The organism is Streptomyces sp. NPDC002838 (assembly GCF_040295365.1).
Lineage (GTDB): Bacteria > Actinomycetota > Actinomycetes > Streptomycetales > Streptomycetaceae > Streptomyces.
In genome coordinates this window covers 66,641-92,794 of the sequence record NZ_JBEOVF010000016.1, presented here as the reverse complement: position 1 = coordinate 92,794, position 26,154 = coordinate 66,641, and the positions used below count along the sequence as shown (strand labels likewise).

The window sequence follows — 26,154 nt, the reverse complement described above, 5'->3', positions numbered from 1 at the left end:
TTCTGCGTGTCCGAGCCGTCCCAGGAGAACCGCATGCCCCCGCTCCCAGCCCGTCGCCGGGTCGCCGTCGTCGGTACTGGCGCCATCGTCAGCGGCAGCCACCTGCCCGCCCTCAGAGCCCACGCCGACCGGACGGAACTGGTCGCCGCCGTCGACGTGGACCAGGACCGGCTCGACCAGTTCCGGGAACTCGCCGGCGGGGAGGTCGCCGGGCACACCTCGGTCGACGCGATGCTGGAAGCCGTACGGCCCGACCTCGTCCTCATCGGCACGCCGCCGTCCCTGCACCGGGAGCAGACGGTCGCCGCGCTGAAGGCCGGCGCCTGGGTGCTGTGCGAGAAGCCGCTGACCCTGTCGCTCGCCGAGTACGACGAGATCGCGGCGGCCGAGGAGGCCTCCGGCGCCTACGCCTCCGTGGTCTTCCAGCACCGCTACGGCTCCGGCGCCGTCCACGCCGGCGAGCTGATCGCGAGCGGCGAGCTGGGCGCCCCGCTGGTCGCGCACTGCCAGACCACCTGGCACCGCGACGCCGCCTACTACGCCGTGCCCTGGCGCGGAAAGTGGTCCACCGAGGGCGGCGGGCCGACCATGGGACACGGCATCCACCAGTACGACCTGCTGCTGCATCTGCTCGGCCCGTGGACGGAGGTGCGGGCCATGGCCGCGCGCCTGGTCCACGACACCGAGAGCGAGGACGTCTCCACGGCCCTCGTACGGTTCGCGAACGGCGCGCTGGCCACCGTCGTCAACAGCGTGCTCTCCCCGGACGAGGTCAGCCGCATCCGCATCGACTGCGCGGACGCCACGGTCGAGCTCACCCACCTGTACGGGCACCGCAACGACGACTGGGTCTACACCCCGGCCCCGCACGTCGCCTCCGAGCGCACCGCCGCCTGGCGCACCCCCGCCGCGGACGTGCCCAGCTCGCACACGGCACAGCTCGGCGCCCTCCTCGACGCGTACGACAACGGTGTCAGGCCACCGAACAGCGGCCCCGAGGCCCGCGCCACCCTCGAGTTCGCCGCCGCCCTCTACAAGGCGGCGTTCACCGGCGGCCCGGTGCACGCCGGCGAGATCGGACCCGGCGACCCCTTCTACCCGTCCATGCACGGCGAGCACCCCGACTGGGCCCCCAAGGAGAGCGCATGAGCACCATCCGCGTCCGTCACACGCACGGCGAGGACATCGCCGTGGCGACCGCGGACGGCACCGAGATCCTCCGCTACGTCTACCGCCCCGACCCCGACGCCTTCGAGTCCCGCAAGCCCTACGCCCACCCGGTGCGCACCCTCGCCGGGCGTACGGTGACCGGCTACCGCCCGAACGACCACCGCTGGCACAAGGGCCTGCAGATGACGGCGAGCCATCTGTCCGGCCAGAACTTCTGGGGCGGCAACTGCTACGTCCACGGCCAGGGGTACCTGCGCCTGCCCGAGCGCGTCGGCTCGATGCGGCACGACGGCTTCCCCGTGTTCGAGGTCGAGGACGACCGGCTCACCTTCGCCGAGAACCTCACCTGGGTCGAGAACGGTGGCCAGGAATGGGCCCGCGAGGAGCGCGGCATCGTCGTCCACTCGGTCGACGAGGAGGCCGGGGCCTGGGCCCTGGACTGGTCGATCCGCCTCACCAACATCCGCGACGCACCACTGGCCTTCGGCTCCCCGACCACCGCGGGCCGCGAGATGGCCGGCTACACCGGACTCCAGTGGCGCGGGCCGCGCGACTTCACCGGTGGCACCGTCTTCGCCCCGGACACCGACGCCGAGAAGCTGATGGGCTCCCAGGGGCCGTGGCTCGCGTTCACCACCGAACACGACGAGGTCGACGCGCACTCCACGCTCGTGTTCGCGCACGCCCCCGAGAACCTCGACGAGAAGACGGCCGTCCACGAGTCGCACTGGTTCGTGCGCTCCGAGCCGTTCCCGACGGTCGCGTTCTCCTGGGCGTTCTTCGAGGAGGTCGAGCTGCCGCCGGGCGAGTCGTTCGCCTACCGCTACCGGGTCGTCGTCGCCGACGGCGCCTGGGACCGAGACCGAGTCGGCACGTACCTGGAGGGCCTGCCGTGGTGAGCGACCCCGCAGCAACCGTGAAGCCCACGCTCCCGCACCCGCTGCCCGGCGCCGTAGGCCTCTCCCACCTCAGCGCCTACGACTGGGAGGCCGCCGACGGCGTGTGCGGCGGCAGCCCGCATCTGCACCTGGTGTGCACGGAGGCGTACGTCGTCACCGGCGGCCGGGGCGCGGTGCAGACGCTGAGCCCCGACGGCTACCGGGACATCCCCCTGGAGGCGGGCTCGGTCGCCTGGTTCACGCCGGGGACCGTGCACCGCATGGTGCAGGGCGGCGAACTGCGCATCACCGTGCTGATGCAGAACAGCGGACTGCCCGAGGCCGGGGACGCCGTCTTCACCTTCCCGCCCGAGGTGCTCGCCGACCCCGAGAAGTACGCGGCGGCGGCGACGCTCCCGCCCGGCACGGGAGAGGAGACGGCGACGGCCGCCCGGCGCCGCAGGGACCTCGCCGTCGAGGGCTACCTCGTCCTGCGCGAGGCCCTCGTCGCCGGCGACAACGGTCCGTACGCCGAGTTCCAGCGCGCCGCCGCGCGGCTGGTGCGCGCCAAGGTGCCGAACTGGCGCGAGCTGTGGCGGGCCGGGGCGCTCGCCACCGCCGAACGCACCGGCGCCCAGCTCGACGCACTGGCGGACGGCGATCCGGCGTATCTCGCCGAGGCGACCGCGTACGAGACCGCGCCCACAAGGCTCGGCGGCTTCGGGATGTGCGGCCGGCGGGACGAGTACAACCTGCCGGGGACGACGCTGCCGTACGGGGGCGAGTAGCGGCGCGCCGAACGGGGGGCTGATCAAAGGGCGTTGAGGAGAACCGCCAGGGGAGTGCAGGGGGGCGTCAACAGAAAGTCCGAGGAGAGAAAGAGGTGACCTCGGCATGCCCGGACACAGGACAAAGGGGTTCTGCGCAACGGCCGCCGCACTCGCACTCTGTGCGGTGCTGGCCGGTTGCGGGGGATCCGGGGATTCGGTGGGCGGCGGCAAGGTCGTGCTGCGCTACACGTGGTGGGGCAACCCCGACCGCGCGGAACGCACCGAGCAGGCCGTCGCCCTGTTCGAGAAACAGCACCCGAACATATCGGTGCAGACGTCGTTCTCGGGCTACGACGCCTACAAACAGAAGCTCGCCACCCAGGCCGCGGGCGGCGACGCACCCGACGTGATGCAGCTCGACTACCGCCAGATCGACCAGTACGCCTCCGGGGACGTCCTGCTCGACCTCGCGAAACAGAAGGCCGTCCTGCGCACGTCCGAGATCGACCCGGGCCTGCTCGACACCGGCCGCGTGGACGGCACGCAGTACGCGATCCCGCAGGGCCGCGGCACCGAGACCGTCGTGTACGACGTCAAGACCTGGAAGGAATCGGGGGTACCGCTCCCCCGCCGGGGCTGGACCTGGAGCGACTGGGCCGACGCCATGCGGGCGCTGGCGAAGAAGACCGGCAAACCCGGGGGCACCGACCTCGGCTGGAGCGAGGACGCCTTCGAGGTCTGGCTGCGCGGCCAGGGCAAGTCCCTCTACACGAAGGACGGCGGGCTCGGCTTCACCGCCGACGACCTGACCGAGTGGTGGACCTTCACCGACAAGCTGCGCCGCGAAGGTGCCGTCTCGCCCGCCGAGCAGACCACCCAGCTCGACGGAACGGTGGAGAACACCCCGCTCGGACGCGGCAAGGCCGTCAGCGACGCCAACTGGGACGCCCCGGCGAGCGGCTTCCTCGCCCTCGTCCCGAGCGGCATCGTGCTCGCCCCGATGCCGTCCGGCGCGGACGGCACGCCCGGCCAGTACTTCAAGCCGTCGATGTTCCTCGGCGTCTCCGCCAACACCAGCCACCCGAAGGAGGCGGCACAGCTCGTCGACTTCCTCATCAACGACCCACAGGCGGCCGGGATCCTCGGCGCGACCCGCGGCATCCCCGTCAACGAGACCATCCGGAAGGAAACCGCGCCACGGCTGAAGGACTTCGACAAGACCATCTCCGACTACCAGGCCTCCCTCGAAGGCACCCTGAAGGACCCGCCGCAGGCCCCGCCCTCGGGCGACAACGCCCTGCAGACCACCTTCCAGCGCGACTACGACCAGGTGTCGTACGAGCGCATGTCGCCCCGCGAGGCGGCCGAGAACTACGTCACCGAGGCGAAGGCGGAGCTGAGGTCATGACCACCACCGACATCCCCGCGCCCACCGCACGACCGAAGCGCCCCGCCACCGCCCCGAAGCGCCGCCCCAAGCGCGAACGCGAGGGCGCCGCCTGGGTGTTCCTGTCCCCGTGGGTGCTCGGCGCGAGCGTCCTCACGCTGCTGCCGATGGCCGTGTCGCTGTACCTGTCGTTCACCGACTACAACCTCTTCGATCCACCGCACTGGGTGGGCCTGCGCAACTACACGCAGATGTTCACCGAGGACCCACGCTACTGGCGTTCGGTCGTGACGACCCTGACGTACGTCGTCATCGCCGTCCCCCTGCAACTGGCCCTCGCCCTCGTCGTCGCGCTCGCCCTGAAGTCCATGAAGCGCGGCAAGGCCTTCTACCGGTCCGCCTTCTACGCCCCCTCGCTGCTCGGCGCCTCCATGTCCATCGCCCTCGTCTGGCGGGCGGTCTTCAACGACGGCGGCACCGTCGACAACCTGCTCGGCACCGGCGGCTGGGTCAACAAGCCCGGCTGGGCGCTGCTGGCCGTGGCGCTGCTGACGGTCTGGCAGTTCGGCGCGCCGATGGTCATCTTCCTCGCGGGCCTCCAGCAGATACCCGCCGAGCTGTACGAGGCGGCGGCCGTGGACGGGGCGGGCAAGTGGCGGCAGTTCCTGTCCGTCACCGTGCCGATGCTGTCCCCGGTGCTCTTCTTCAACCTGGTGCTCCAGACCATCCAGGCCTTCCAGGTGTTCACGCCCGCCTTCGCGGTCAGCGCCGGCAAGGGCGGCCCCGCCGACTCCACGCTCGTCTACACCATGTACCTCTACGACCGCGGCTTCGTCGCCTCCCACATGGGCTACGCCTCCGCCATGGCCTGGGTGCTGCTCCTCGTCATCGGCGTCGTCACGGCGGTGCTGTTCCGCACCTCGCGCTCCTGGGTCTTCTACGCGTCCGAGGGGGACCGATGACCACCACCGCCACCTCAACCGCCGCTCCCCGCAAGCCCGTCGCGTGGGGCCGCATCGCCCTGCACCTCGGCTGCCTGGCCGCCCTGCTGGTGATGCTCTACCCGCTGGCCTGGCTGCTCGCCACCTCGCTCAAGCCGGCGAACGAGGTCATCGCGAGCCTCGACCTGCTGCCCAGCCATCTCGAGTGGTCGAACTACAAGACCGCCTTCGAGGGTGTGAACGACGTCTCGGTATGGCGGCTGCTGTCCAACTCGCTGCTGATCGCGGGCGGCGCGGTCCTCGGCAACGTCATCAGCTGCTCGCTCGCCGCCTACGCCTTCGCACGCCTCAGGTTCCGCTTCCGCGGCCCGCTGTTCGCCTTCATGATCGCCACGATCATGCTGCCGCACCACGCGATCCTGATCCCGCAGTACATCATCTTCAACCAGTTGGGCCTGGTGAACACCTACTGGCCGCTGATCCTGCCGAAGTTCCTCGCCACCGAGGCGTTCTTCGTCTTCCTCATCGTGCAGTTCATGCGCGGTCTGCCACGCGAGCTGGAGGAGGCGGCCCGCATCGACGGCTGCGGCCCCTTCCGCAGCTTCTTCCAGGTGGTCCTGCCGCTCACCCGGCCCGCGCTGATCACCACGGCGATCTTCACCTTCATCTGGACCTGGAACGACTTCTTCACCCAGCTCATCTACCTGTTCGACCCGGACAAGTTCACGCTCACGCTCGCCCTGAGGTCGTTCGTGGACGCCTCCAGCCAGTCCTCGTTCGGCCCGATGTTCGCGATGTCGGTGATCGCGCTGCTGCCGATCGTGCTGTTCTTCCTCGCCTTCCAGCGCTTCCTGGTGGAGGGCATGGCCAGCTCCGGACTCAAGGGGTAGCGGGATGAGTGAGATGCAGACCCGGGAGCCGGGCGAGGTCTTCGGGCCCCGGATGACCCTGTTCGCCGACATGCTGAGTGTCGGCCTCGCCACCGCGGTGGCCTGTCTGCCGCTGGTGACCGTCCCGGCCGCGCTGTCGAGCGCGTGCGCGGTGCTGCGAGGCGCGGGGGAGGGGCAACCGGCCACCGCCGGACGGTACTTCGCGGTGCTACGGCGACGGCTGCGGGCCGGTGACCTGGCGGCGGGGGCCGTCGCCCTGGCGGGCGCGCTGCTGTTCGCCGCGGACCTGGCGCTGGCCGGGGCGGGGCTGCCGGGGGCCGCGCTGTTCGCGGTGGTGGCCGCCGCGATCGGCGCGGGCGCCCTGGTGGTGGGCCTCAGGGCGTGCGCGCGCCCCGAGTCGCTCACCGACTGGCCTGCCGCTGTCCGCGAGGCCGCGCGGGACACCGTAGGGGATGCGGGCGGCAGCGCCCTGGTGCTGTTCGCGGTGGCGACGGCCGCCGCGTGCGCCTGGATGCTGGTGCCGCTCGCCTTCCTCGCCCCGGGGCCGCTGGCGTTGGCGCTCACCGCGGTCGACGTGCGGCGCAGCGCCGCGCGACAAGCCTGACGGGACATCACCGGCCAGGAGATTCGGCCCTGTTCACGCTCCGATCTCCTGGCATGTCCAAGAGTTAAGAGGCGATTAGGGCACATGCGGTGTGAAAGCACCGTCGCGGTGTCAATCATCTTGTCATGAACCTGCGGCCCGAGGGAGGTCGCAGCCTCATGGAGGTGTGGGATGCACCGCAGACTCGCCACCGGTATGGCCGCCTCAACGCTGGCCCTGATCACCGTCGTCGGCACCGCCGCAGCCGCCGACGCCGCTCCCGCCGACAAGCCCCAGGTCCTCGCGAGCTGGACCCAGACCAGCGCGTCCAGCTACAACACCTGGGCCGCCGCCCGCGCGAACCAGGCCGCCTGGAGCGCCTACGCGTTCGACTGGTCCACCGACCACTGCTCCTCCTCGCCGGACAACCCGTTCGGCTTCCCCTTCCAGATGTCCTGCGCCCGGCACGACTTCGGCTACCGCAACTACAAGGCCGCGGGCACGTTCAGCGCCAACAAGACGCGCCTCGACAGCGCCTTCCACGAGGACCTCAAGCGCGTGTGCGCCAAGTACAGCGGCGGCACGAAGACCGCCTGCAACAGCACGGCGTGGACGTACTACCAGGCCGTCAAGGCCTTCGGCTGACCGGTAGCCGGTTCACATGGAGGGGGCGCCGCCTGCGCGGCGCCCCCCTTTGAGGTGGGTCGGCTCAGTCCGCGGCCCGGAAGGAGCGCAGCCGCAGGGAGTTGCCGACCACGAACACGGACGAGAACGCCATCGCCGCCCCGGCGAGCATCGGGTTGAGCAGGCCGGCCGCGGCGAGCGGCAGGGCGGCCACGTTGTAGGCGAAGGCCCAGAACAGGTTGGACCGGATGGTTCCGAGGGTCCTGCGGGCCAGGCGGATGGCGTCGGCCGCGGCGCGCAGATCACCCCGTACGAGGGTCAGGTCGCCGGCCTCGATCGCCGCGTCCGTGCCGGTGCCCATGGCGAGGCCCAGGTCGGCCTGCGCCAGCGCGGCCGCGTCGTTGACGCCGTCGCCGACCATGGCGACCGAACGGCCCTCGTCCTGAAGGCGCTTGACCACATTCACCTTGTCCTGCGGCAGCACCTCGGCGATGACGTCCTCGGGTGCGATGCCGACCTCGCGGGCGACCGACTGCGCCACGGCCTTGTTGTCGCCGGTCAGCAGGATCGGGGTCAGACCGAGGGCGCGCAGCCGCGTGATCGCCTCGGCGCTGGTCTCCTTCACCGCGTCGGCGACTTCGAGGACCGCGCGCGCCTCGCCGTCCCACGCGACCACGATGGCCGTACGGCCGTCCGACTCGGCCTCGCTCTTGGCCCGGGCCAGCTCCACCGGCAGCTCCATCGCCCAGTCGGTGAGCAGCCGCTCCCGCCCGGCCAGGACGGCATGTCCCTCGACGATGCCCTGCACGCCGAGACCGGGCACGTTCGCGAAGTCCTCGGGCGCGGGCAGGGAACCCAGCTTCTCCAGCGCCCCCTCGGCCACGGCGCGGGCGACCGGGTGTTCGGAGGCGTGCTCCAACGCGCCCGCCAGCCGCAGGACTTCGGCCTCCTTGGTGCCGTCGGCGGCGTGCACGGCCACCAGGGTCATGCGGCCGGTGGTGACGGTGCCCGTCTTGTCGAGGACCACGGTGTCGACCTTGCGCGTGGACTCCAGGACCTCCGGACCCTTGATGAGGATCCCGAGCTGGGCTCCGCGTCCGGTGCCGACCAGCAGTGCGGTCGGCGTGGCCAGGCCCAGGGCGCACGGGCAGGCGATGATCAGGACCGCGACGGCGGCGGTGAAGGCGGCTGTCAGACCCGCGCCGTTGCCGAGCCAGAAGCCCAGCGTGCCCAGGGCGAGCGCGATCACGATCGGAACGAAGACGGCGGAGATCCGGTCGGCGAGCCGCTGGGCCGCCGCCTTGCCGTTCTGGGCGTCCTCGACCAGCTTGGCCATCCGGGCCAGTTGGGTGTCGGCGCCCACGCGGGTCGCCTCGACGACGAGCCTCCCGCCCGCGTTGACCGTCGCTCCGGTGACCGCGTCGCCGGCACCGACCTCCACGGGCACGGACTCGCCGGTGAGCATCGAGGCGTCCACGGCGGAGGAGCCCTCGACGACCGTCCCGTCGGTGGCGATCTTCTCGCCGGGGCGGACGAGGAAGCGGTCGCCCACCTTCAAGTCCTTTATGGCGATGGTCTGTTCGCCGCCGTCGGGACGCAGCACGGTGACGTCCTTCGCGCCCAGCTCCAGCAGCGCCTTCAGGGCCGCGCCCGCCTTGCGCTTGGACCGGGCCTCGAAGTACCGCCCGGCCAGGATGAAGGCGGTGACTCCGGCGGCGGCCTCCAGGTAGATGTTCCCGGCGCCGTCACCTCGGGCGATGGTCAGCTCGAAGGGGTGGGTCATGCCGGGCTCGCCCGCGGTCCCGAAGAACAGTGCCCACAGTGACCAGCCGAACGCGGCCGTCGTACCGACCGAGATCAGCGTGTCCATGGTGGCCGTGCCGTGCCGCGCGTTGGTGAACGCCGCCTTGTGGAAGGGCCACCCGGCGTAGGTCACCACCGGCGCCGCCAGCGTCAGCGACAGCCACTGCCAGTACTCGAACTGCAGGGCCGGAATCATGGCCATCGCGATGACGGGCACGGCCAGCACCACCGCGGTGACCAACCGCTCCCGCAACGGCCGGAGTCCGTCGTCCGCCCTCGTGTCCTCGCTCTCCGGCTCGGTCCGCACGGGTTCCTGCGCCATGTACCCGGTCGCCTCGACGGTGGCTATCAGGTCCCGCACGGAGACGCCACCGCCGTAGCTGACCTTCGCCTTCTCGGTGGCGTAGTTCACGGTGGCGGTCACCCCCTCCATGCGGTTCAGCTTCTTCTCGATGCGCGTTGCGCACGAGGCGCAGGTCATGCCGCCGATGGCGAGTTCTACCTCGGCGCCGATCCCGGTGGTGGACATCGCTGCTCCTCATACGGGGTGGGGGTACCGTTGCTGGCTAGTCCTGTATACCCTTAGGGGGTATCCAAGGCAAGTCACTCGCGAGGGTTGACTTCATACCCCCTAGGGGTATGTTTGGTCGTGTTGAGGCCTCGTCCCGCAGGCCCTGGATCCCAGGAGATCGTCATGCATGCCGGAATGAAGATCACCGCGTTCGCCGCCGCGCTGGCCGCGACCTTCGGCACCGCCTACGGCGTGGGCAAGGGCGTCGGCCCCGTCGTCGACGAGGCCGCGCCCGCACGCCACGAGAGTCACAGCGAGGCGTCACCGCAATCGGGGGGAGGCGGCGGCCATGAGGGGCAGGAACAGGCCCCGCCCGGCGGACTGCAGATCTCCGAGAGCGGCTACACCCTCGACCTGAGGACACCGCGCGTCGAGGCCGGCCGCCAGACCGACCTGAGCTTCGTCATCCGGGACGGCGGCGGCCGGGCCGTCACCGCCTACCAGCGGGAGCACGACAAGGAACTCCACCTCATCGTCGCCTCCCGCGACCTGGTCACCTACCGCCATCTGCACCCCACCCGCGCCGCCGACGGCACCTGGAGCATCCCCGTCGAGCTGCCCCGCGCCGGTGGCTACCGCGTCTTCGCCGACTTCACCCCGGCGAAGAAGAACGCCGAGAACCTCACCCTCGGCGCGGACCTGGCGGCCTCGGGGCCCTACCAGCCGCAGCAACTGCCGGCGCCGAGCGCCACCGCGAAGATCCACGGCTACGAGGTCCAGCTGGACGGCGGCCTGCGGCCGGGCACGGCCGGCGAACTGAAGCTGAAGGTCTCCCGGAACGGCAGGCCCGTCACCGACCTTCAGCCCTACCTCGGCGCGTACGGCCACCTGGTGGCCCTGCGCTCCGGCGACCTCGCCTACCTCCACGTCCACCCGAACGGCGAACCCGGCGACGGCACGACCAAGCCGGGCCCGGACGTCTCGTTCACGGCCACGGCACCGAGCAGCGGCACCTACCGGCTCTTCCTCGACTTCAAGCACGCGGGGGAGGTCCACACGGCGGCGTTCACCGTCCGGGCCGGCGCGGCAGGCGGGGGCGATGAGTCCACAGGCGCCAAGGACGCCCACGAGTCCTCGGACAGCCACGGGCACTGATACCCCGGGCGGGTCCTCAGATGCGGCCTGCCCGGCGCTGCCGCCGCGGCAGGGGCCCCAGAGGCAAGCCCCCGATCACCGCGGTCAGCACGCCGACCGGCAGCTGGGCCGTCTGGTGGACGCGCTGCGAGGCGTAGTCCACGGCGACCACCAGCAGCGCACCCGTGCAGGTGGCCGTCGCGGTACACCCACCCCGGCTGTGGCCGCCAGCACCACCAGACAGACCGTCCCGGCCCGTACGTCCACGCGCAGGGGCACCCGGTGGGGGGTGCGGACGACACGCGAGCGTTGGGCGGGACGGGACTCAGGGGCTGTGCGGGGTTCCGTGGCGGTCAAACGGTCACCACCCTGCGGTGCCGCACCAGGAAGATGAACAGCGGCGCGCCTGATGAGCGGTCTCGACATGGCCGCCAGCAGAACAAGGAGGCTTGCCTCAGCAATTTTCCGAGGCAGGGCTTCTCGCCGTCAGCCGAGGGCCCGGTCCAGATTGAACGCGGCGCTGATCAGGGCAAGATGGGTGAACGCCTGCGGGAAGTTGCCCTGCTGCTCGCCGGTGTTGCTGATCTCCTCGGCGTACAGGCCCAGATGGTTGGCGTAGGTGAGCATCTTCTCGAAGGCCAGCCGGGCCTCGTCGAGCCGCCCCGCGTGCACCAGGGCCTCGACGTACCAGAACGAGCAGATGGAGAACGTGCCCTCGTCGCCGCGCAGTCCGTCGGGGCTGGCCACCGGGTCGTAGCGGTAGACCAGCGAGTCGGAGACCAGTTCCCGGGTGAGCGCGTCCAGTGTGGACAGCCACTTGGGGTCGGTGGGGGCGATGAACTTCGTCAGCGGCATCATCAGCACGGCCGCGTCCAGCACATCGCCGTCCTCGTGCTGGACGAAGGCCTGCCGCGCCTCGGACCAGCCACGCCGCATGATCCGCCGGTAGATCGTGTCGCGGCACTCCCGCCAGCGGGTCAGGTCGGCGGGCAGACCGCGCCGGTTGGCCATACGGATCGCCCGCTCGATCGCCACCCAGCACATCAGCCGCGAGTACAGGAAGTTCTTGCGGCCGCCGCGGGTCTCCCAGATTCCCTCGTCGGGCTGGTCCCAGTGCTCGCACACCCAGTCCACCAGCGCGCACACGTCGTCCCACTGGTCGCTGGAGATCGGCTTGGCCCATTTGTCGTAGAGGTAGATCGAGTCGATGAGCGCGCCGTAGATGTCGAGCTGCAGCTGTTCGGCGGCGGCGTTGCCGACCCGTACGGGCGCGGAGCCCTGGTGTCCTTCCAGGTGGTCGAGTTCGCGCTCGGTCAGGTCGGTGCGGCCGTCGATGCCGTACATGATCTGCAGCGGGCCGGATTGCCCGCCGTCGCACGGACTGACGTACCGGGTCAGGAACTTCATGAACGCCTCGGCCTCGCCGGTGAAGCCCAGCCGCAGCAGCGCGTAGACGCAGAAGGCGGCGTCGCGCACCCACACATACCGGTAGTCCCAGTTGCGTTCGCCGCCGAGCTGCTCGGGCAGGCTCGTCGTCGGCGCGGCCACGATCGCCCCGGTGGGCGCATAGGTCAGCAGCTTCAGTGTGAGGGCGGAGCGGTGCACCATCTCGCGCCAGCGGCCTCGGTACTTCGACGCGGACAGCCAGTGCCGCCAGTAGGCCACCGTGCTGTCGAACTGTTCCTCGGCCTCGGTCCGCGCGCACCGGCGCGGTGCCACCTCACCGCCGACCTGGTCCAGGGCGAACACCGTCGACTCGCCCTCGGCCAGCTTGAAGTCGGCCCGCGCGTCCGGGCCGTCGATCTCCAGCGGCACGGTCGCGGTCAGCCCCAGCGACAGCGCGGCGGACTCGAAGACCGCGACGTCGCCGGCCATGCGGACAGTGTGCGGCTGTGCGCCGTAGTCGAACCGCGGCGCCACGCGGGCGCGGAACGGGAGGGAGCCGCGCACGCAGACGACCCGCCGGATCAGCCGGTGCCGCTCGGCCTCCACCGAGCCGCCGTCGACGGGCATGAAGTCCTGCACCTCGCCGACGCCGTCCTCGGTGGAGAAGCGGGTGATCAGGACGTTGGTGTCGGGGAAATAGAACTGCTTGGTCCGGGCCGGCACGGCCGCCGCCAGTTCGAAGCAGCCGCCGCGCTCCGCGTCCAGGACCGAGGCGAAGACGCTCGGCGCGTCGAAGGCCCCACAGCAGTACCAGTCGATCGTGCCGTCGGTCCCCACCAGGGCGACGCTGCGCAGATCCCCGATCAGCCCGTGCTCGGCGATCGGCAGATACGTCCCCGAGGCGTACTGGTCCCTCGGTGTTCCGCTCATCGCAGCCTCCCTGGCCCGGTACGTCACCCTCAGCTTAGGTGGGAACAGGCTCGTAGATGCCGGGAATCGGCCTCACACCGCGACGACCCTGAGCCCCGCCTCCTCGAAGCGGCGCACCGTCTCCGCGTCGGCTGCCGTATCCGTGACCAGTGTGTCCACCGCGTCGGTCGCGCAGATCCGGGCGAAGGCCCGCCCGCCCAGCTTGCTGGAGTCGGCGGCGACGATCACGCGCTCGGCCCGCTCGCACAGCAGCCGGTTGATCGCGGCCTCCGCCTCGTCATGCGCGGAGGCGCCGTGCGTGACGTCGAAGGCGACCACACCGAGCACCGCCACGTCGACCGTGATCTGGCTGAGCACGCCGTCGGCGAGCGGTCCGACGAGCTCGTACGACTGCGGGCGCGCCACCCCGCCGGTCAGCACGATCTTGAACTGAGGGCGGACCGCCAGCTCGCCCGCGATGTTCAGGGCGTTCGTGACGACGGTCAGCGCGGGCGAGCCGGACGCGAGGTCGCCGCGCACGGCCAAAGCGCGCGCCACCTCGGTGGTGGTCGTGCCGCCGGTCAGGCCCACCGCCTCGCCGGGCGCGATGAGCTCCGCGACGGCCTTGGCGATGCGCTGTTTCTCGGAGGCGCGGCGGGCGGTCTTGTAGCGCAGCGGCAGCTCGTAGGACACGCCGTGCACGACGGCGCCGCCCCGGGTGCGCACGAGCATCTGCTGCTCGGCCAGCTGGTCGAAGTCGCGGCGGATCGTCGCCGCCGAGACCTCCAGCTCGGCGGCGGCCTCCTCGACATCCAGCCGGCCCCGCTCCACGAGCAGTTCCAGCAGCGCCTGCCAGCGGGCGTCGCGCGACATCCGCACCCTCCGATCCTCGATCTCCCGGCGAGCCTAGCGCGTCCGGCGAGCGTCGACATGCTTGATTGTGCTCGAAAGTCCGCTATATCTTGCAAGAAAAATCAAGTCAGGGAGGTGTGGCATGACTCATGTCGAGGACGAGCTGAGCAGCCAGCCCGAGTGCTGGACACGCGCCGCGGCGGAGGCGGGGGAGCACGCCGGGGCGCTGCCGGTGCCGGGGGAGCGGGTCGCGATCGTCGGGTGCGGCACGTCGTACTTCATGGCGCAGGCGGTGGCGGCGCTGCGCGAGGGATCGGGCCAGGGCGAGACGGACGCCTTCGCCGCCTCGGAGTTCCCGTACGGCCGCCCGTACGACCGGGTCGTCGCCCTCACCCGCTCCGGCACCACCACCGAAGTCCTCGAACTGCTGGAGAAGCTGAGGGGCCGTACGCGAACGAGCGCCCTCACCGCCGACCCGGCCACGCCCGTCATGGCGGCCGCCGACGACGTCGTCGTGCTCGACTTCGCGGACGAACGGTCCGTGGTGCAGACCCGGTTCGCGACCACCGCGCTGACCCTGCTCCGCGCCCACCTCGGCCTGCACACCGACGCGGTCGTCGCCGACGCCCGTACCGCGCTCGGCACTCCGCTGCCCGAAGGGCTCGTCGACTGCACGCAGTTCACCTTCCTCGGCCGCGGCTGGACCGTGGGACTGGCCAACGAGGCCGGACTGAAGATGCGCGAGGCCTCGCTCGCCTGGACCGAGGCCTACCCGGCGATGGAGTACCGGCACGGCCCCATCAGCATCACCACCCGGGGCACCGCCACCTGGATGCTCGGCGACGCGCCGGACGGACTGGCCGAACAGGTGCGGGGCACCGGCGGGTTGTGGGTGGCGGGCGGCCTCGACCCGCTCGCCGAACTGGTCCGCGCCCAGCGGCTCGCCGTCGCCGTCGCCGCGGCCCGCGGCCTGGACCCCGACCGGCCGCGCCACCTCACCCGCTCGGTGATCCTCGCGCCCTGAGACCCCGGGCAACTTCAGGAAAAGGGAGAGGCCATGCCCCTCGTCACCACCGGCGAACTCGTCACCCGCGCCGCCGCCGAGCAGTCCGCCGTCCCCGCCTTCAACATCATCACGCTGGAACACATCGAGGCCGTCATCGCAGGCGCCGAGTCCCTGAACGCGCCCGTCGTCCTCCAAGTCAGCGAGAACGCCGTCAGGTTCCGCTACGGACGACTGCTCCCGCTCGCCCGCGCGGCCGTCGCCGCCGCCGAACGCGCCGCCGTGCCCGTGGCTCTGCATCTGGACCATGTACAGAGCGACGACCTGCTTCGGCAGGCACCCGGCGCCGGATTCAGCTCCGTCATGTACGACGCGTCCCGCCTGCCGTACGCCGAGAACCTCGCCGCGACCTCGGCCGCCGCCGACTGGGCACACTCCCAAGGACTGTGGATCGAGGCCGAGTTGGGAGAGGTGGGCGGCAAGAACGGTGAGCCGCCGCTGGACGCCCACGCTCCCGAGGCCCGCACCGACCCCACCGAAGCGCGTGCCTTCGTCGCGGAGTCCGGGGTGGACGCCCTCGCCGTCGCCATCGGCAGCGCGCACGCGATGACCACCCGCACCGCCACCCTCGACCACGACCTCCTCGTGAGACTGTCCGGGACGCTGGCCGTACCGCTCGTCCTGCACGGTTCCTCGGGGGTCCCGGACGCCGAGCTGGCCGCGGCCGTCGCGGGCGGAATCACCAAGGTGAACGTCGGCACCGCCCTGAACATCGCCATGACCGACGCGATCCGGCGGTTCCTGGCCGCCCACCCCGAGGCGGTCGACTCGCGCGCGTACCTGACCGTGGGGCGGGAGGCGATGGTGCGGGCGGTGGCCGGGATGATCAGGGTGCTCCGCTGACCGGCACAGCGGCCCCGGACGCCCCCTGGTAGCTTCCCGCCATGCGCGAGACCGAGCTCCACCCGGGCGAACCGCCTCTCGTGGCGAACGCCGGAGTCGGCGTGCACGGCGTCGCGAGCCGTACCGATGTCTTCCGGCTGCCCGAGCTGTGGCAGCTGCACCTGTACGAGTACGACGCCGAGCTCGTCGTCGACGGCACCGCGCACGCCATCCGCCCGGGCCGGGTGAGCCTGGTCCCGCCCGGCGTCACGGTCCGCTACCGCTACCGGGGCCGCTCCCAGCACCTCTACGCCCACCTGCGCATCCCGGCCGCGGGCCCCGCCCGCACCCTGCCCCTGGTGCAGGACGCCGGCCTCGAACTCCCCGTCCTCAGCGCCCTGTTGCGGCAGGCCGTCGCCTCCGCGCCGCGCGAGCCCGAGCGCACTCGCGCCGAGATCTGGACCGCGCTGTGGCGCCTCGCCGAGCTGGCCCCGGCCGCCGGACGCCCCGGGCCGCATCCGGCCGTCAGCGCCGCCATCGCCTACATCGAGGCCCACCTGGCCGCCCCGCTCACCGTCCCGGAGGTCGCGCGGGCCGCGGGCGTCTCGCACAACCACCTCACCCGGCTGCTGCGCGACGCGACCGGCGACACGGTCGTCGGCTACATCCGCCGCCGCAGACTCGATCGCGCCCACCATCTGCTGCACGCCTCGACGCTGTCCATCCCCGCCGTCGCCGCCTCCGTCGGCATCCCCGACCTTCAGGCGTTCAACAAGGCGTGCCGACGCGAACTGGGCGCCTCCCCCCGGGCGCTGCGGGGTCCGGCTACCTCTTGACGGCCTTCAGCACCACGAACTTCGGGTCCCCGGCGACGAGTCGGCTGTTGCCGAACAGCCGCCGCAGCTTCACGTGGTACCCGAGATGACGGTTGCCGATCACCCACAGCTCGCCGCCCGGCCTGAGCGCGCGCCGCGCCCCGGCGAACATCCGCCACGCCGTCGTGTCCGTCGTCGCCTGGTGGGAGTGGAACGGCGGATTGTTGAGCACGAGGTCGACGCTGCCGGCCGGCACCCCCGCCAGCCCGTCCCCGACCCGGAACTCGGCGTGCCCCGGCACGCCGTTCGCCTTGTACGTCGCCTCCGCCGAGGCCACTGCCTGGAACGACTCGTCCACGAACAGCACCTCGGCCTCGGGGTCGGCCAGCGCGACCGCCGTACCGACGACGCCGTTGCCGCAGCCGAGGTCCACGACCCGGCGCGTGCCCTTCGTGTCCGGCAGGTGCCGGAGGAAGAACCGGGTGCCGATGTCGAGGCGGTCGGCGCAGAAGACGCCCGCGTGGTTGACGACCGTGCGGCCGGAGACGGGGCCGATCCCGTCGGGGAGGACGTAAGCGTAGGGCCAGGGGGTGGCAGCCGGCTCCCCTGACGGCTCGGGCGTGCAGAAGATCAGCCGGGCCTTCTTCTCGGCGAGCGAGGTGCGCGTCGGGCCGAGGATCCGCTCGAACAGCCGCAGCGTCGAGGTGTGGATCTCCTTCACCATGCCGGTGCCGACGACGACCGTGCCCTCGTGCACCGCGGGCGCCAGCCGCAGCAGCTGGTCCTCCAGCAGCGCCAGGCTCTTCGGCACTCGCACCAGCAGGACGTCGACGCGGTCGGGCGGCGGATCCTGGGTGGTCAGCAGCCTTACGGTGCCGGTCGCCACGCCGTTGCGTTCGAGGTTGGCCCGGGTCGCCTCCTGGGCGAGGAAGGAGTCGGTGATCTGCACCGGCCGGTGCGCCGCGAGCGCCGTGACCAGTGCGCCCCAGCGGTCACCGACCACCACGACCGTGCCGGACAGCGGGAACTCCCGGTCCACCATATGCCTGAGGAGGTACTCGTCGGAGGCGTCCCAGGCGCGCAGCCTCTCGCGCGGGTCCTCGGGGAAGCGGGCCAGCGCGAGCTCGCCCCACGGGGTCGTCATACGGTCGCTCATCGTGCGTCCAGGCTAGCCGAGCCGCAGCTCAGCCCTGTCGGGCAGGATGGGACCTATGGACGCCGAGCTGTTCCCCAGGCCCCGTACGGAGATCGCGCCGGGCGCGGTGCACGTACCGGACTGGCTGGACGCCGACCGGCAGCGCGAGCTGGTGGAGGCCTGCCGCGCCTGGTCCCGCCCGCCGGCCGGGCTGCGGACGGTCCGCACACCCGGCGGCGGCACGATGACCGCCCGCCAGGTGTGTCTGGGCTGGCACTGGTATCCGTACGCCTATGCCCGCACGGTCGTCGACGGCGACGGCACTCCGGTGAAGCCGTTCCCGGAGTGGCTGGGCGAGCTGGGCCGGCGCGCGGTGAGGGACGCGCTTGGGGCGGAAGCCGCTCCGTACGACATCGCCCTGATCAACTTCTACGACGGCGACGCCCGCATGGGCATGCACCGCGACAGCGACGAGAAGTCGGACGCGCCGGTGGTGTCCCTGAGCCTCGGTGACACCTGCGTCTTCCGCTTCGGCAACACCGAGACCCGGACCCGCCCCTACACGGACGTCGAGCTGCGCAGCGGCGACCTGTTCGTGTTCGGCGGCCCGTCCCGGCTCTCCTACCACGGCGTGCCCCGGGTCCACGCGGGCACCGCGCCGCCGGAGTTGGGGCTGACCGGGCGGCTGAACATCACGCTCAGGGTCAGCGGCCGGTAGGACGCCGGGGCCTGCGGATCATGGCAGACTCGCCCTCATGAGCGGGAAGGCGGACCCCCGGACGGCGGGGGAAGGGACCACCTCGAGGACGCGGCTGGACCGGGGGCGCGGCGCGCTCGGGCCCGCGTTGGAGCTCGTGCACACCGGTCGCGCGCCGACCCGCGCCGTGCTCACCGCCGAACTCGGCGTGACGCGGGCCACCGCCGGTGCGGTCGCCGCCGAGCTGGAGGCGCTCGGGCTGATCCGGGTCGACGCCCGGCCCGGCGCGGGGGCCGGCTCGCAGGGAAGGCCCTCCCACCGGCTCGCGGTCGCCGAGGACGGACCCGTCGTCCTCGCCGCACAGGTGCACGCCGACGGGTTCCGGGCGGCCCTGGTCGGTCTGGGCGGCCGGATCGTCGCCACCGCACCCGGCTGTGAGACCGTCGACGCCGACCCCGCGAAGGTCCTGGGATCGGTGGTGGAGGCCGGAGCCGAACTGCTGCGCACGACCGGGCGGCGCTGTGTGGGCGCGGGACTCGCCGTACCGTCCGCGGTCGCCGAACCGGACGGACTCGCGCTCAACCCCCTGCACCTGGCGTGGCCCGTCGGCGCGCCCGTGCGCCGCATCTTCGCGGAGTGCGTGCGCGCGGCCGGGATCACCGGACCGGCGTTCGCGGGCAACGACGTCAACCTCGCCGCGCTCGCCGAGCATCGGCACGGCGCGGGCCGTGGCGCCCGGGACCTGCTGTGCGTGGCCACCGGACACCGGGGCGTGGGCGGCGCACTGGTCCTTGACGGGCGCCTGCACACCGGCAGTTCCGGCCTGGCGCTCGAGGTCGGCCACCTCACCGTCAACCCCGAGGGCCGCCCCTGCCACTGCGGCAGCCGTGGCTGCCTAGACGTCGAGGCCGACCCGCTGGCCTTCCTCACCGCCGCGGGACGCGAAACGGGCCCCGAGGTCTCCCTGCTCCAGCAGGCCAACGACCTGATCCGCGACCACTTTGCCGACCCGGCCGTCCGCACCGCCACCGAAGCCCTGATCGACCGCCTGGGCCTGGGCCTGGCCGGCCTGGTGAACATCCTCAACCCGGACCGCATCATCCTCGGCGGCCTGCACCGCGCCCTGCTCGACGCCGACCCGGACCGCCTGCGCGCGGTCGTCGCCGACCGCAGCCTGTGGGGGCAGAGCGGCGGCGTCCCCATCCTGGCGTGCACCCTGGACCACAACAGCCTGGTCGGCGCGGCGGAACTGGCGTGGCAGCCGGTGCTGGACGATCCGCTCGGCGCGCTGGGAGTCTGAGCCACGACGTAGTCTCGGGACATGCGGATCTCCGTTTCCTCCGACATGGACGAACCCGTGGCGCGCTTCCTCGTCACCCAGCTGCGCGAGCGCGGCCACGAGGTAGTGGCCCACGGAGCGCTCGCTCCCGGCGACGACCCCCAGTGGGCCGCCTGCTCGGAGGCGGCCGCCCGAGAGGTCGCCGCCGGGACGGCCGACCAGGCGGTCGTGTGCTGCTGGACCGGCACCGGCGCCTCGATCGCCGCGAACAAGGTGCCCGGCGTGCGGGCGGCCCTGTGCACGGACGCCTACACCGCGGACGGCGCCCGCCGCTGGAACGACGCCAACGTGCTCGCCCTCAGCCTCCGGCTGACGTCCGAACCACTCCTCAAGGAGATTCTCGACGCCTGGTTCGCCGCCGAGGCCAGCGAGGATGCGGAGGACCGGGAGAACGTGGCCCGCGTGGGACGGCTCGACGTCGGCCGGGGCGCTTCCTAGGCCCCCTCCCGAAAGGTCAGTGCCACCCCACCCTGGAAAACGTCACTGCCACTCCACGGCGAACGCCCGCCCCGGATTCTCCGTCAGGATGCGCCGCACCAGCTCCTCGCCCACGGCAAGGGCGAGCCGCGGCCGCACCCCGCGCAGCAGGTACGGCATTCCCGGGCCGCCGTCCACCGAGCGGGCCGCCGCGGTCGTGGTGTCGCCGCCGAGCAGCAGACGGTCGCCGTGGCCCGCGTCGGCGAGCGCCCGTACGGCGTCCGGCATGCGCCAGTCCGTGGCGTGGTGGGCGCGGGACGGCCCGTCGAAGGCGAGATGACAGCCCGTCTCCGCGGCCCGGCGGTGTATCTCGACGTCGGGGAAGCGGTTGAGATGGCCCAGGATCACCCGCCGCGGCGGCACGCCCAACTCCCCGCACAGCAGCTCCAGTACGTCCAGGGCACCGGTGCCCAGCTCCAGGTGGACGGCGATGGGCGCTCCCGTGGCGTGGTGGGCCTCGGCCGCCGCGGCCATGGTCCAGCGGGCGTGCGCGTCGAGGGCGTGGAAACCGCCCGCGACCTTGATCAGGCCCGCGCGGACCCCCGACGTACCGATGCCCTCGGTCAGTTCGGCGACGAAGACCTCGGCGAGCCTGCCGCGCAGCCTGGCGAGCGTGTCGTCGTCGTAGTGCACGGCCTGGTGCAGTCCGGTCGCGGCGACGACGTGCACCCCGGTCTGCCGGGACAGCGGCGGCAGATCGGCGGCCCGCCGCCCCAGCCCGTACGGCGTCCACTGCACCACGCTGCCGCCGCCGAGCGCACGGAACGCTGCCAGCTCGGCGCGGGCCGCCAAGACGCTGTGCAGCTCCTGGCCGGGCAGCTGGGGACTGCCGAAGAACAGGTGGTCGTGCGCGTCGCACACCCCGAGGTGGGAGGGGAGCACGTCCCCGAGCACCGTACGGACCGTGCTCACCACTGCCGGCCCCGTGACAGCCGGTCCCGCCCCGGCGCCGACAGATGCAGCACCTCGAACACGTCGCCGTCCGCCTTGGGCGTCTCGTCCTCCCAGAGCGAGAAGTGGACCAACTCCCAGCGACCGGTGTCCACCGCGGTCGCCGCGAGCACCGCCCCGTCCTCCCCGGCCAGCCGCCCGGTCTCGCCCACGGCGTCCTCCACGAACGCCGCCAACTCCACGCCGTCCGGCACGGGTTGCCGGCGCCGCACCGCCACCCGCGCGCGAGAGCCGGCGGCGGCGCCCTCCTCGTACGCCATCCCCGTCCACTGCCGGACCGAGGGCCGCCCGAAGTCGTCGCTGAGGCCCTGAAAACCGCCTCCCCAGAGGAAGGAGTTCATGCCCTCCACGGTGTCCCACAGATAGAACGGCGCGTACTGGTTCACCGGCGAGCCGTACGTGCCACGCTCGCGCATCAGGTACGCCTTGCAGCCGAGCCCCTCCCAGTCGTCGAGCAGATGCCCGACGCGGGAGACGCGGCCGCGGATGATGTCCATGTCGTAGTCGGCGGGCAGGGTGAGCTCGTACTGCATGGCGTGCACGGGCGTGAACTCCTCTACGAGGTCGGGGTCTTCTGCGCGGCGAGCAGCGAGAGCAGCCCCCGGACGCCCACGTCGAACGCGGCGGGTGAACCGGACGCGCGGGCGAGCACGTAGCCGCCCTGGACGGTGGACAGGACCGCCGCGGCGATCTCCTCGCCGTCCAGTGAGGGCGCGAACTGGCCCTCCTCCTTGCCCTCCTCGACGATCCCGGCGAGCCGTTCGCGGATCCAGTCCAGCGTCTCGTCGACGGGTGCGCGCAACTCGTCGTCCGCGATGACGTCCGGATCCATCGTCAGCCGGCCGATCGGGCAGCCGCGCAGCACGTCCCGCTCACGCCGCAGATAGGCCTCGATCCGCTCGTACGGCGTCCCCGGTCCCCCGAGTACTCCCTCGGCGGTAGCCCGCAACTCCTCGGCCGTCCGCCGGATCGCGGCCAGGGCGAGGTCCGGCTTCCCCTTGAAGTGGTGGTACATGCTGCCCTGTCCGGCGCCCGCGCGCTCCAGGATGGCCTTGGGGCTGGTGCCCACGTAGCCGCGCTCCCACAGCAGCTCACGGGTGGACTCGATCAGTCGCTCGGAGGTGCTCATGCGAACACTGTACATACTGGTAGGTACAGAGGTCGATCCCTTGGAGGAGCAGCCCCAACGAGCCTGCGTACTCCCCAGGAGGTACGCCCACTGCCGCTGGCCGTACGACGACCCGGGCCCCTCCTCGGCGGGAGTCTCGAGGCATCACCGGAAGACCCACCTAGGAGATGACCCGAGATGCAGACCCTGGCGCACTGGGACGGCGGCCCCGGCCCGTGGATCCTGTTCTTCCCGCTGATCTGGGCGGCCGTCGTGGTCGGCGTCGTCACCGTCCTGCGCCGCACCGTCCGGCGCGGCCGACGCGGACCGTGGCGCGCCACGGCCGACCCCCGCCCGTCCGGCGACTCGCCGATCGCCGTGCTCGGCCGCCGCTTCGCCTCCGGCGAGATCGACGAGGACGAGTACTGGCGCCGGCTGTCCGTCCTGGACGAGCAGTTCGGCCCCGCGGCCAAGGGCGGTGCGGCATGACCGCGACGACCGCCACCACCAGCACGCTGCCGGCCGCCCGGGTCGTCGACGCCGTGAAGGTGTACGGCGGCGGCGACACCGCCGTGAGGGCCCTGGACGGGGTGAGCGTCGACTTTCCGGCCGGACGCTTCACCGCGATCATGGGGCCCTCGGGCTCCGGCAAGTCCACCCTGATGCACTGCGCGGCCGGCCTCGACACCCTCACCTCGGGCACCGCGTACATCGCCGACACCGAACTGGGCTCCCTCGACGACCGCCGCCTCACCCTCCTGCGCCGCGACCGCGTCGGCTTCGTGTTCCAGGCGTTCAACCTGGTGCCGACGCTGACCGTCGCGGAGAACATCCGGCTGCCGCTCGACCTCGCGGGCACCGAGGGCGACCCACAGTGGATCGAGGCGCTGATCGACGTCGTCGGCCTGCGCGACCGGCTCCACCACCGGCCCTCCGAGCTCTCCGGCGGCCAGCAGCAACGCGTCGCCGTGGCCCGGGCGTTCGCCGGCCGGCCGGACGTCGTCTTCGCCGACGAGCCGACCGGCAACCTCGACTCCCGCTCCGGCGAGGAGGTCCTCGGGCTGCTCGGCCGCGCCGTACGCCGGACCGCCCGCACGGTCGTCATGGTCACCCACGACCCGGTCGCCGCCGCCCACGCCGACGAGGTCGTCTTCCTCGCGGACGGACGCCTGGTCGACCGAATGGAGTCCCCGAGCGCCGACAAGGTCCTGGACCGCCTGAAAGCCTTCGAGGTGCCCTCATGAACGCCTCCGTACGCCTGAGCGCGTCCTCCCTGCGCGCCCACAAGCGACGCTTCGCCGGGACATTCCTCGCGGTGTTCCTCGGCGTCGCCTTCCTCGCCGGGACGCTCGTCATGGGCGACACGCTGCGCGCCAGCTTCGACACCATGTTCGGCAACGCGACCAGCGGTACCGACGCCGTCGTCCGCAGCGCGGACGCCATCACCACCCCGGGGGAGAGCCAAGGGGTGCGCCGGCCGGTCGACACGGACCTGGTGAACGCCGTCGAGCAGGTCCCGGGCGTCGCGGCCGCCGCGCCCAACATCGAGGGCGCGGGCCAGCTCGTCGGCGCGAACGGCAAGCCCATCGGTGGCCAGGGCCCGCCCACCCTCGCCGGCAACTGGATCACCGATCCGGAACTCAACCCGTACCGGCTCGCCGAAGGCCGCGCCCCGGAGAAGTCCGGCGAGGTCGTCGTCAACCGCGGCACCGCCGAGCGGGGCGACCTGAAGATCGGCGACACGACGACCCTGCGTACGCCCGACCCGGTCAGGGTGACGATCGTCGGCCTCGCGACCTTCGGCGGCGAGGACGGCATGGCCCAGGTGACCTTCACCGGCATGACCCGGGCCGACGCCGAGAAGTACCTCACGGCCCGGCCAGGGGAGGCGGCGAGCATCCAGGTGCGCGCCGGGCCCGGGGTGAGTGAGCGTGAGCTGGTCGACCGGCTGACTCCCGTCCTGCCCGAGGGAGTCGAGGCCATCACCGGTCAGGAGGCGGCCGAGGAGAACACGGACATGATCTCCAGCCAGTTCCTGTCCCTCTTCACGACCTTCCTCCTTGTGTTCTCCGGCGTCGCCCTGCTGGTCGCGACCTTCTCCATCCACAACACCTTCGCGATCGTCGTGGCCCAACGCACCCGGGAGAACGCCCTGTTGCGGGCGCTAGGCGCCTCGCGTCGGCAGGTCACCGTCACCACCCTCGTCGAGGCGAGCGCCGTGGCCGTGATCGCGTCGGCCGCGGGCCTGGCGGGCGGCGTCGGCATCGCGGCCGGACTGCAGGCACTCTTCCCGGCCATCGGATTCCCGTTCCCCGACGGCGCCTTGATGATCAGCGCCCTGTCCATGGCCCTGCCGCTCGCGGTCGGCATCGTGGTCTGCCTCGGTTCCGCGCTGCTGCCCGCCGTACGCGCCGGCCGCACCGCACCCCTGGCCGCACTGCGCGAGACGGCGGTCGACCAGTCCGGGGCCTCCCGGGTCCGCGCCGTCACGGGCCTGGGCCTCGCCGCCCTCGCGATCGCCGTGACCCTCACCGGTGTCCTGGTGTCACCGTCCATCTGGCCGGCCGGAACGGGCGCGGTCCTGGCCCTGGCCTCCTTCGTGGTCCTGGGCCCGGTCGCCTCCACTTCGGCCGTACGTGTCCTCGGCGGCCCGCTCGACAGGCTGCGCGGCGTCACCGGCGGCCTCGCCCGGCGCAACGCCCTGCGCAGTCCCAAGCGGACGGCCGCGACCGCCAGTGCACTGATGATCGGCGTGGCCGTGGTCTCGCTGTTCACGGTGTTCGGCGCCTCGCTGAAGGCGACCATGGACCAGACCGTGTCGCGGTCCTTCGCGGGCGACGTCGCGGTGAGCACCCCGTCGTTCGGCGCGGGCGGCAGCGGCCTGAGCCCCCGGCTCGCCGGAGCGGTCCAGCAACTGCCCGAGGTGGACACGGCCGTCGGGCTCGGCCGCGGCGTCGCCGAGGTCGACGGCAGGGGACGGGCGCTGACCGTCACCGACCCGCTCGCACTCGAGCGCACCTTCGACCTCGGCAAGGTCCAGGGCTCCCTGGACGCTCTCGGCACCGACGGCATCGCCGTCACCGAGAAGGAGGCCGACAAGCAGGGCCTGAAGACCGGCGACAAGGCGCAACTCACCTTCACCGACGGCAAGAAGGAGACCTTCACCGTCCGCGCGGTCTACGGCCAGTCCGAACTCGCGGGCGAGTACGTCATCACGCGCGCCGCCTGGGCCCCGCACCGTACCCAGGACGCCGACACCCTCGTCGCCGTCTCCTTCAGGGACGGCGTGAGCACGGACGCGGGCAAGGCGGCGGTGGAGAAGGCGGCCGCTCAGTACGGCAACCCCGAAGTGCAGACCCGCGACGAGTACGCGCAGTCCTCGGCCGGCGGCATCGACATGATGCTCACGCTCGTCTACGCCCTGCTCGCCCTCGCGGTGCTCATCGCGCTCCTCGGCATCGCCAACACCCTGACGCTGGCGATCCACGAGCGCACCCGCGAACTGGGCCTGCTCAGGGCCGTCGGCCAGACCCGGTCCCAACTGCGGTCCATGGTCCGCTGGGAGTCCGTCCTGGTCGCCGCCTTCGGCACGGTCGGGGGGCTCGCCCTCGGCGCCTTCCTCGGCTGGGTGCTGGTGAAGGCCTCCGACGGCGCGAGCGACAGCGCGTTCGCCTTCGCGATGCCGCCCCTGCAACTCGCGGTGGTGGTGCTGGTGGGCCTCGCGGCAGGAGCCCTCGCGGGCCTGCGCCCGGCCCGGCGCGCGGCACGCCTGGACGTGCTGCGGGCCATCGCCACCGAGTAACGCGTAAGAGCTCCGCACAGAATGGGAGTCCCATCAGCATGTGGCGAGCGTGCGTGCCAGACGCCGTGAGCCGGGCGCCCGGTCTGTTCGAGGCTCAAGGGCCCACC

General features: G+C 72.2%; 26 protein-coding genes. 18 read left to right on the top strand and 8 right to left on the bottom strand.

Annotated elements, in window-relative coordinates; translation table 11 throughout:
- The first annotated feature begins 33 nt into the window (after positions 1-33).
- The 8 genes from ABT063_RS21615 (at position 34) to ABT063_RS21580 (ending at position 7,264) form a co-directional block, all read left to right on the top strand.
- Positions 34-1,149 carry a Gfo/Idh/MocA family protein gene (locus tag ABT063_RS21615; RefSeq protein ID WP_351058988.1) on the top strand — a complete coding sequence of 372 codons (1,116 nt, stop codon included), beginning with the start codon at positions 34-36 and terminating at the stop codon, positions 1,147-1,149.
- Positions 1,146-2,069: a DUF6807 domain-containing protein gene (locus ABT063_RS21610; RefSeq protein WP_351058987.1), complete on the top strand. Its 924-nt coding sequence runs from the start codon at positions 1,146-1,148 to the stop codon at positions 2,067-2,069. The genes ABT063_RS21615 and ABT063_RS21610 overlap by 4 nt, the downstream gene beginning before the upstream one ends.
- Positions 2,066-2,836: a cupin domain-containing protein gene (locus ABT063_RS21605; RefSeq protein WP_351058986.1), complete on the top strand. Its 771-nt coding sequence runs from the start codon at positions 2,066-2,068 to the stop codon at positions 2,834-2,836. The genes ABT063_RS21610 and ABT063_RS21605 overlap by 4 nt, the downstream gene beginning before the upstream one ends.
- A 106-nt stretch (positions 2,837-2,942) precedes the next feature.
- Positions 2,943-4,226 (top strand): ABC transporter substrate-binding protein, encoded by a 1,284-nt coding sequence (locus tag ABT063_RS21600; protein ID WP_351058984.1) that lies wholly within the window; start codon positions 2,943-2,945, stop codon positions 4,224-4,226.
- A complete protein-coding gene (locus tag ABT063_RS21595; RefSeq protein ID WP_351058983.1) occupies positions 4,223-5,167 on the top strand; it encodes a carbohydrate ABC transporter permease in 945 nt (314 codons plus the stop codon). Before ABT063_RS21600 ends, ABT063_RS21595 begins: the two co-directional genes overlap by 4 nt.
- Positions 5,164-6,036: a carbohydrate ABC transporter permease gene (locus ABT063_RS21590; protein WP_351058982.1), complete on the top strand. Its 873-nt coding sequence runs from the start codon at positions 5,164-5,166 to the stop codon at positions 6,034-6,036. Before ABT063_RS21595 ends, ABT063_RS21590 begins: the two co-directional genes overlap by 4 nt.
- Before the next feature lie 4 nt (positions 6,037-6,040).
- The gene (locus ABT063_RS21585; protein WP_351058981.1) at positions 6,041-6,640 is read left to right on the top strand and encodes a hypothetical protein; all 600 of its coding nucleotides are present in this window, start codon (positions 6,041-6,043) and stop codon (positions 6,638-6,640) included.
- A 171-nt stretch (positions 6,641-6,811) separates the two neighbouring features.
- A complete protein-coding gene (locus ABT063_RS21580) occupies positions 6,812-7,264 on the top strand; it encodes a phospholipase (protein ID WP_351058980.1) in 453 nt (150 codons plus the stop codon).
- A 64-nt stretch (positions 7,265-7,328) separates the two neighbouring features.
- On the opposite strand, the gene ABT063_RS21575 is transcribed toward ABT063_RS21580, so the two are convergent.
- On the bottom strand, positions 7,329-9,575 hold the full coding sequence (locus ABT063_RS21575) for a heavy metal translocating P-type ATPase (protein ID WP_351058979.1): 2,247 nt from the start codon (positions 9,573-9,575) through the stop codon (positions 7,329-7,331).
- A gap of 165 nt (positions 9,576-9,740) precedes the next feature.
- Here ABT063_RS21575 and ABT063_RS21570 point away from each other — a divergent pair, with 165 nt between their 5' ends.
- Positions 9,741-10,712, top strand: coding sequence for a DUF8832 domain-containing protein (locus ABT063_RS21570; protein ID WP_351058978.1), 972 nt, complete (start codon positions 9,741-9,743; stop codon positions 10,710-10,712).
- A gap of 16 nt (positions 10,713-10,728) precedes the next feature.
- On the opposite strand, the gene ABT063_RS21565 is transcribed toward ABT063_RS21570, so the two are convergent.
- From ABT063_RS21565 to ABT063_RS21555, 3 genes are all read right to left on the bottom strand, one after another.
- On the bottom strand, positions 10,729-10,935 hold the full coding sequence (locus ABT063_RS21565) for an iron chelate uptake ABC transporter family permease subunit (protein ID WP_351059053.1): 207 nt from the start codon (positions 10,933-10,935) through the stop codon (positions 10,729-10,731).
- 242 nt (positions 10,936-11,177) lie between these two features.
- Positions 11,178-13,007, bottom strand: a complete 1,830-nt coding sequence (locus ABT063_RS21560) for a glycoside hydrolase family 15 protein (protein ID WP_351058977.1) — start codon at positions 13,005-13,007, stop codon at positions 11,178-11,180.
- 72 nt (positions 13,008-13,079) lie between these two features.
- A complete protein-coding gene (locus tag ABT063_RS21555) occupies positions 13,080-13,859 on the bottom strand; it encodes a DeoR/GlpR family DNA-binding transcription regulator (RefSeq protein ID WP_351058976.1) in 780 nt (259 codons plus the stop codon).
- Positions 13,860-13,980: 121 nt separating this feature from the next.
- On the opposite strand from ABT063_RS21555, the gene ABT063_RS21550 reads away from it, so the two are divergent.
- The 3 genes from ABT063_RS21550 to ABT063_RS21540 are packed head-to-tail and all read left to right on the top strand — an operon-like array spanning position 13,981 to position 16,559.
- Positions 13,981-14,862, top strand: coding sequence for an SIS domain-containing protein (locus tag ABT063_RS21550; protein WP_351058975.1), 882 nt, complete (start codon positions 13,981-13,983; stop codon positions 14,860-14,862).
- A 33-nt stretch (positions 14,863-14,895) separates the two neighbouring features.
- Positions 14,896-15,744 (top strand): class II fructose-bisphosphate aldolase, encoded by an 849-nt coding sequence (locus ABT063_RS21545; protein WP_351058974.1) that lies wholly within the window; start codon positions 14,896-14,898, stop codon positions 15,742-15,744.
- A 41-nt stretch (positions 15,745-15,785) separates the two neighbouring features.
- The gene (locus ABT063_RS21540) at positions 15,786-16,559 is read left to right on the top strand and encodes an AraC family transcriptional regulator (protein WP_351058973.1); all 774 of its coding nucleotides are present in this window, start codon (positions 15,786-15,788) and stop codon (positions 16,557-16,559) included.
- Here the strand turns inward: ABT063_RS21540 and ABT063_RS21535 are convergent.
- Complete coding sequence (locus tag ABT063_RS21535; RefSeq protein WP_351059051.1) at positions 16,549-17,682, bottom strand: methyltransferase; 1,134 nt, start codon at positions 17,680-17,682, stop codon at positions 16,549-16,551. The two genes, ABT063_RS21540 and ABT063_RS21535, sit on opposite strands and share 11 nt — an antisense overlap.
- A gap of 67 nt (positions 17,683-17,749) precedes the next feature.
- Here ABT063_RS21535 and ABT063_RS21530 point away from each other — a divergent pair, with 67 nt between their 5' ends.
- The 3 genes from ABT063_RS21530 to ABT063_RS21520 are packed head-to-tail and all read left to right on the top strand — an operon-like array spanning position 17,750 to position 20,147.
- Complete coding sequence (locus tag ABT063_RS21530; RefSeq protein ID WP_351058972.1) at positions 17,750-18,391, top strand: alpha-ketoglutarate-dependent dioxygenase AlkB family protein; 642 nt, start codon at positions 17,750-17,752, stop codon at positions 18,389-18,391.
- 37 nt (positions 18,392-18,428) lie between these two features.
- Entirely contained in the window at positions 18,429-19,670 is a 1,242-nt protein-coding gene (locus tag ABT063_RS21525; RefSeq protein ID WP_351058971.1) for an ROK family protein, read from the top strand.
- Between the two features lie 21 nt (positions 19,671-19,691).
- Positions 19,692-20,147 (top strand): RpiB/LacA/LacB family sugar-phosphate isomerase, encoded by a 456-nt coding sequence (locus ABT063_RS21520; RefSeq protein ID WP_351058970.1) that lies wholly within the window; start codon positions 19,692-19,694, stop codon positions 20,145-20,147.
- A 42-nt stretch (positions 20,148-20,189) separates the two neighbouring features.
- On the opposite strand, the gene ABT063_RS21515 is transcribed toward ABT063_RS21520, so the two are convergent.
- The 3 genes from ABT063_RS21515 to ABT063_RS21505 are packed head-to-tail and all read right to left on the bottom strand — an operon-like array spanning position 20,190 to position 22,281.
- On the bottom strand, positions 20,190-21,098 hold the full coding sequence (locus ABT063_RS21515) for a phosphotriesterase family protein (RefSeq protein ID WP_351058969.1): 909 nt from the start codon (positions 21,096-21,098) through the stop codon (positions 20,190-20,192).
- Positions 21,095-21,679 (bottom strand): DUF4865 family protein, encoded by a 585-nt coding sequence (locus tag ABT063_RS21510; RefSeq protein WP_351058968.1) that lies wholly within the window; start codon positions 21,677-21,679, stop codon positions 21,095-21,097. Before ABT063_RS21510 ends, ABT063_RS21515 begins: the two co-directional genes overlap by 4 nt.
- A gap of 14 nt (positions 21,680-21,693) precedes the next feature.
- Positions 21,694-22,281: a TetR/AcrR family transcriptional regulator gene (locus tag ABT063_RS21505; RefSeq protein WP_351058967.1), complete on the bottom strand. Its 588-nt coding sequence runs from the start codon at positions 22,279-22,281 to the stop codon at positions 21,694-21,696.
- Positions 22,282-22,443: 162 nt separating this feature from the next.
- On the opposite strand from ABT063_RS21505, the gene ABT063_RS21500 reads away from it, so the two are divergent.
- From ABT063_RS21500 to ABT063_RS21490, 3 genes are read left to right on the top strand one after another with little or no spacing between them, the layout of a single operon-like run.
- Complete coding sequence (locus tag ABT063_RS21500) at positions 22,444-22,734, top strand: SHOCT domain-containing protein (RefSeq protein WP_351058966.1); 291 nt, start codon at positions 22,444-22,446, stop codon at positions 22,732-22,734.
- Entirely contained in the window at positions 22,731-23,489 is a 759-nt protein-coding gene (locus ABT063_RS21495) for an ABC transporter ATP-binding protein (RefSeq protein ID WP_351058965.1), read from the top strand. Before ABT063_RS21500 ends, ABT063_RS21495 begins: the two co-directional genes overlap by 4 nt.
- Positions 23,486-26,047 carry an ABC transporter permease gene (locus ABT063_RS21490; protein WP_351058964.1) on the top strand — a complete coding sequence of 854 codons (2,562 nt, stop codon included), beginning with the start codon at positions 23,486-23,488 and terminating at the stop codon, positions 26,045-26,047. The genes ABT063_RS21495 and ABT063_RS21490 overlap by 4 nt, the downstream gene beginning before the upstream one ends.
- The last annotated feature ends 107 nt before the right edge of the window (positions 26,048-26,154 follow it).

Bases quoted from the DNA above. Each gene is read 5' to 3' on its own strand.
- ABT063_RS21615 (WP_351058988.1), top strand. From the start codon at position 34: ATGCCCCCGCTCCCAGCCCGTCGCCGGGTCGCCGTCGTCGGTACTGGC.
- ABT063_RS21610 (WP_351058987.1), top strand. From the start codon at position 1,146: ATGAGCACCATCCGCGTCCGTCACACGCACGGCGAGGACATCGCCGTG.
- ABT063_RS21600 (WP_351058984.1), top strand. From the start codon at position 2,943: ATGCCCGGACACAGGACAAAGGGGTTCTGCGCAACGGCCGCCGCACTC.
- ABT063_RS21595 (WP_351058983.1), top strand. From the start codon at position 4,223: ATGACCACCACCGACATCCCCGCGCCCACCGCACGACCGAAGCGCCCC.
- ABT063_RS21590 (WP_351058982.1), top strand. From the start codon at position 5,164: ATGACCACCACCGCCACCTCAACCGCCGCTCCCCGCAAGCCCGTCGCG.
- ABT063_RS21585 (WP_351058981.1), top strand. From the start codon at position 6,041: ATGAGTGAGATGCAGACCCGGGAGCCGGGCGAGGTCTTCGGGCCCCGG.
- ABT063_RS21580 (WP_351058980.1), top strand. From the start codon at position 6,812: ATGCACCGCAGACTCGCCACCGGTATGGCCGCCTCAACGCTGGCCCTG.
- ABT063_RS21575 (WP_351058979.1), bottom strand. From the start codon at position 9,575: ATGTCCACCACCGGGATCGGCGCCGAGGTAGAACTCGCCATCGGCGGC.
- ABT063_RS21570 (WP_351058978.1), top strand. From the start codon at position 9,741: ATGCATGCCGGAATGAAGATCACCGCGTTCGCCGCCGCGCTGGCCGCG.
- ABT063_RS21560 (WP_351058977.1), bottom strand. From the start codon at position 13,007: ATGAGCGGAACACCGAGGGACCAGTACGCCTCGGGGACGTATCTGCCG.
- ABT063_RS21555 (WP_351058976.1), bottom strand. From the start codon at position 13,859: ATGTCGCGCGACGCCCGCTGGCAGGCGCTGCTGGAACTGCTCGTGGAG.
- ABT063_RS21550 (WP_351058975.1), top strand. From the start codon at position 13,981: ATGACTCATGTCGAGGACGAGCTGAGCAGCCAGCCCGAGTGCTGGACA.
- ABT063_RS21545 (WP_351058974.1), top strand. From the start codon at position 14,896: ATGCCCCTCGTCACCACCGGCGAACTCGTCACCCGCGCCGCCGCCGAG.
- ABT063_RS21540 (WP_351058973.1), top strand. From the start codon at position 15,786: ATGCGCGAGACCGAGCTCCACCCGGGCGAACCGCCTCTCGTGGCGAAC.
- ABT063_RS21535 (WP_351059051.1), bottom strand. From the start codon at position 17,682: ATGACGACCCCGTGGGGCGAGCTCGCGCTGGCCCGCTTCCCCGAGGAC.
- ABT063_RS21530 (WP_351058972.1), top strand. From the start codon at position 17,750: ATGGACGCCGAGCTGTTCCCCAGGCCCCGTACGGAGATCGCGCCGGGC.
- ABT063_RS21525 (WP_351058971.1), top strand. From the start codon at position 18,429: ATGAGCGGGAAGGCGGACCCCCGGACGGCGGGGGAAGGGACCACCTCG.
- ABT063_RS21520 (WP_351058970.1), top strand. From the start codon at position 19,692: ATGCGGATCTCCGTTTCCTCCGACATGGACGAACCCGTGGCGCGCTTC.
- ABT063_RS21505 (WP_351058967.1), bottom strand. From the start codon at position 22,281: ATGTACAGTGTTCGCATGAGCACCTCCGAGCGACTGATCGAGTCCACC.
- ABT063_RS21500 (WP_351058966.1), top strand. From the start codon at position 22,444: ATGCAGACCCTGGCGCACTGGGACGGCGGCCCCGGCCCGTGGATCCTG.
- ABT063_RS21495 (WP_351058965.1), top strand. From the start codon at position 22,731: ATGACCGCGACGACCGCCACCACCAGCACGCTGCCGGCCGCCCGGGTC.
- ABT063_RS21490 (WP_351058964.1), top strand. From the start codon at position 23,486: ATGAACGCCTCCGTACGCCTGAGCGCGTCCTCCCTGCGCGCCCACAAG.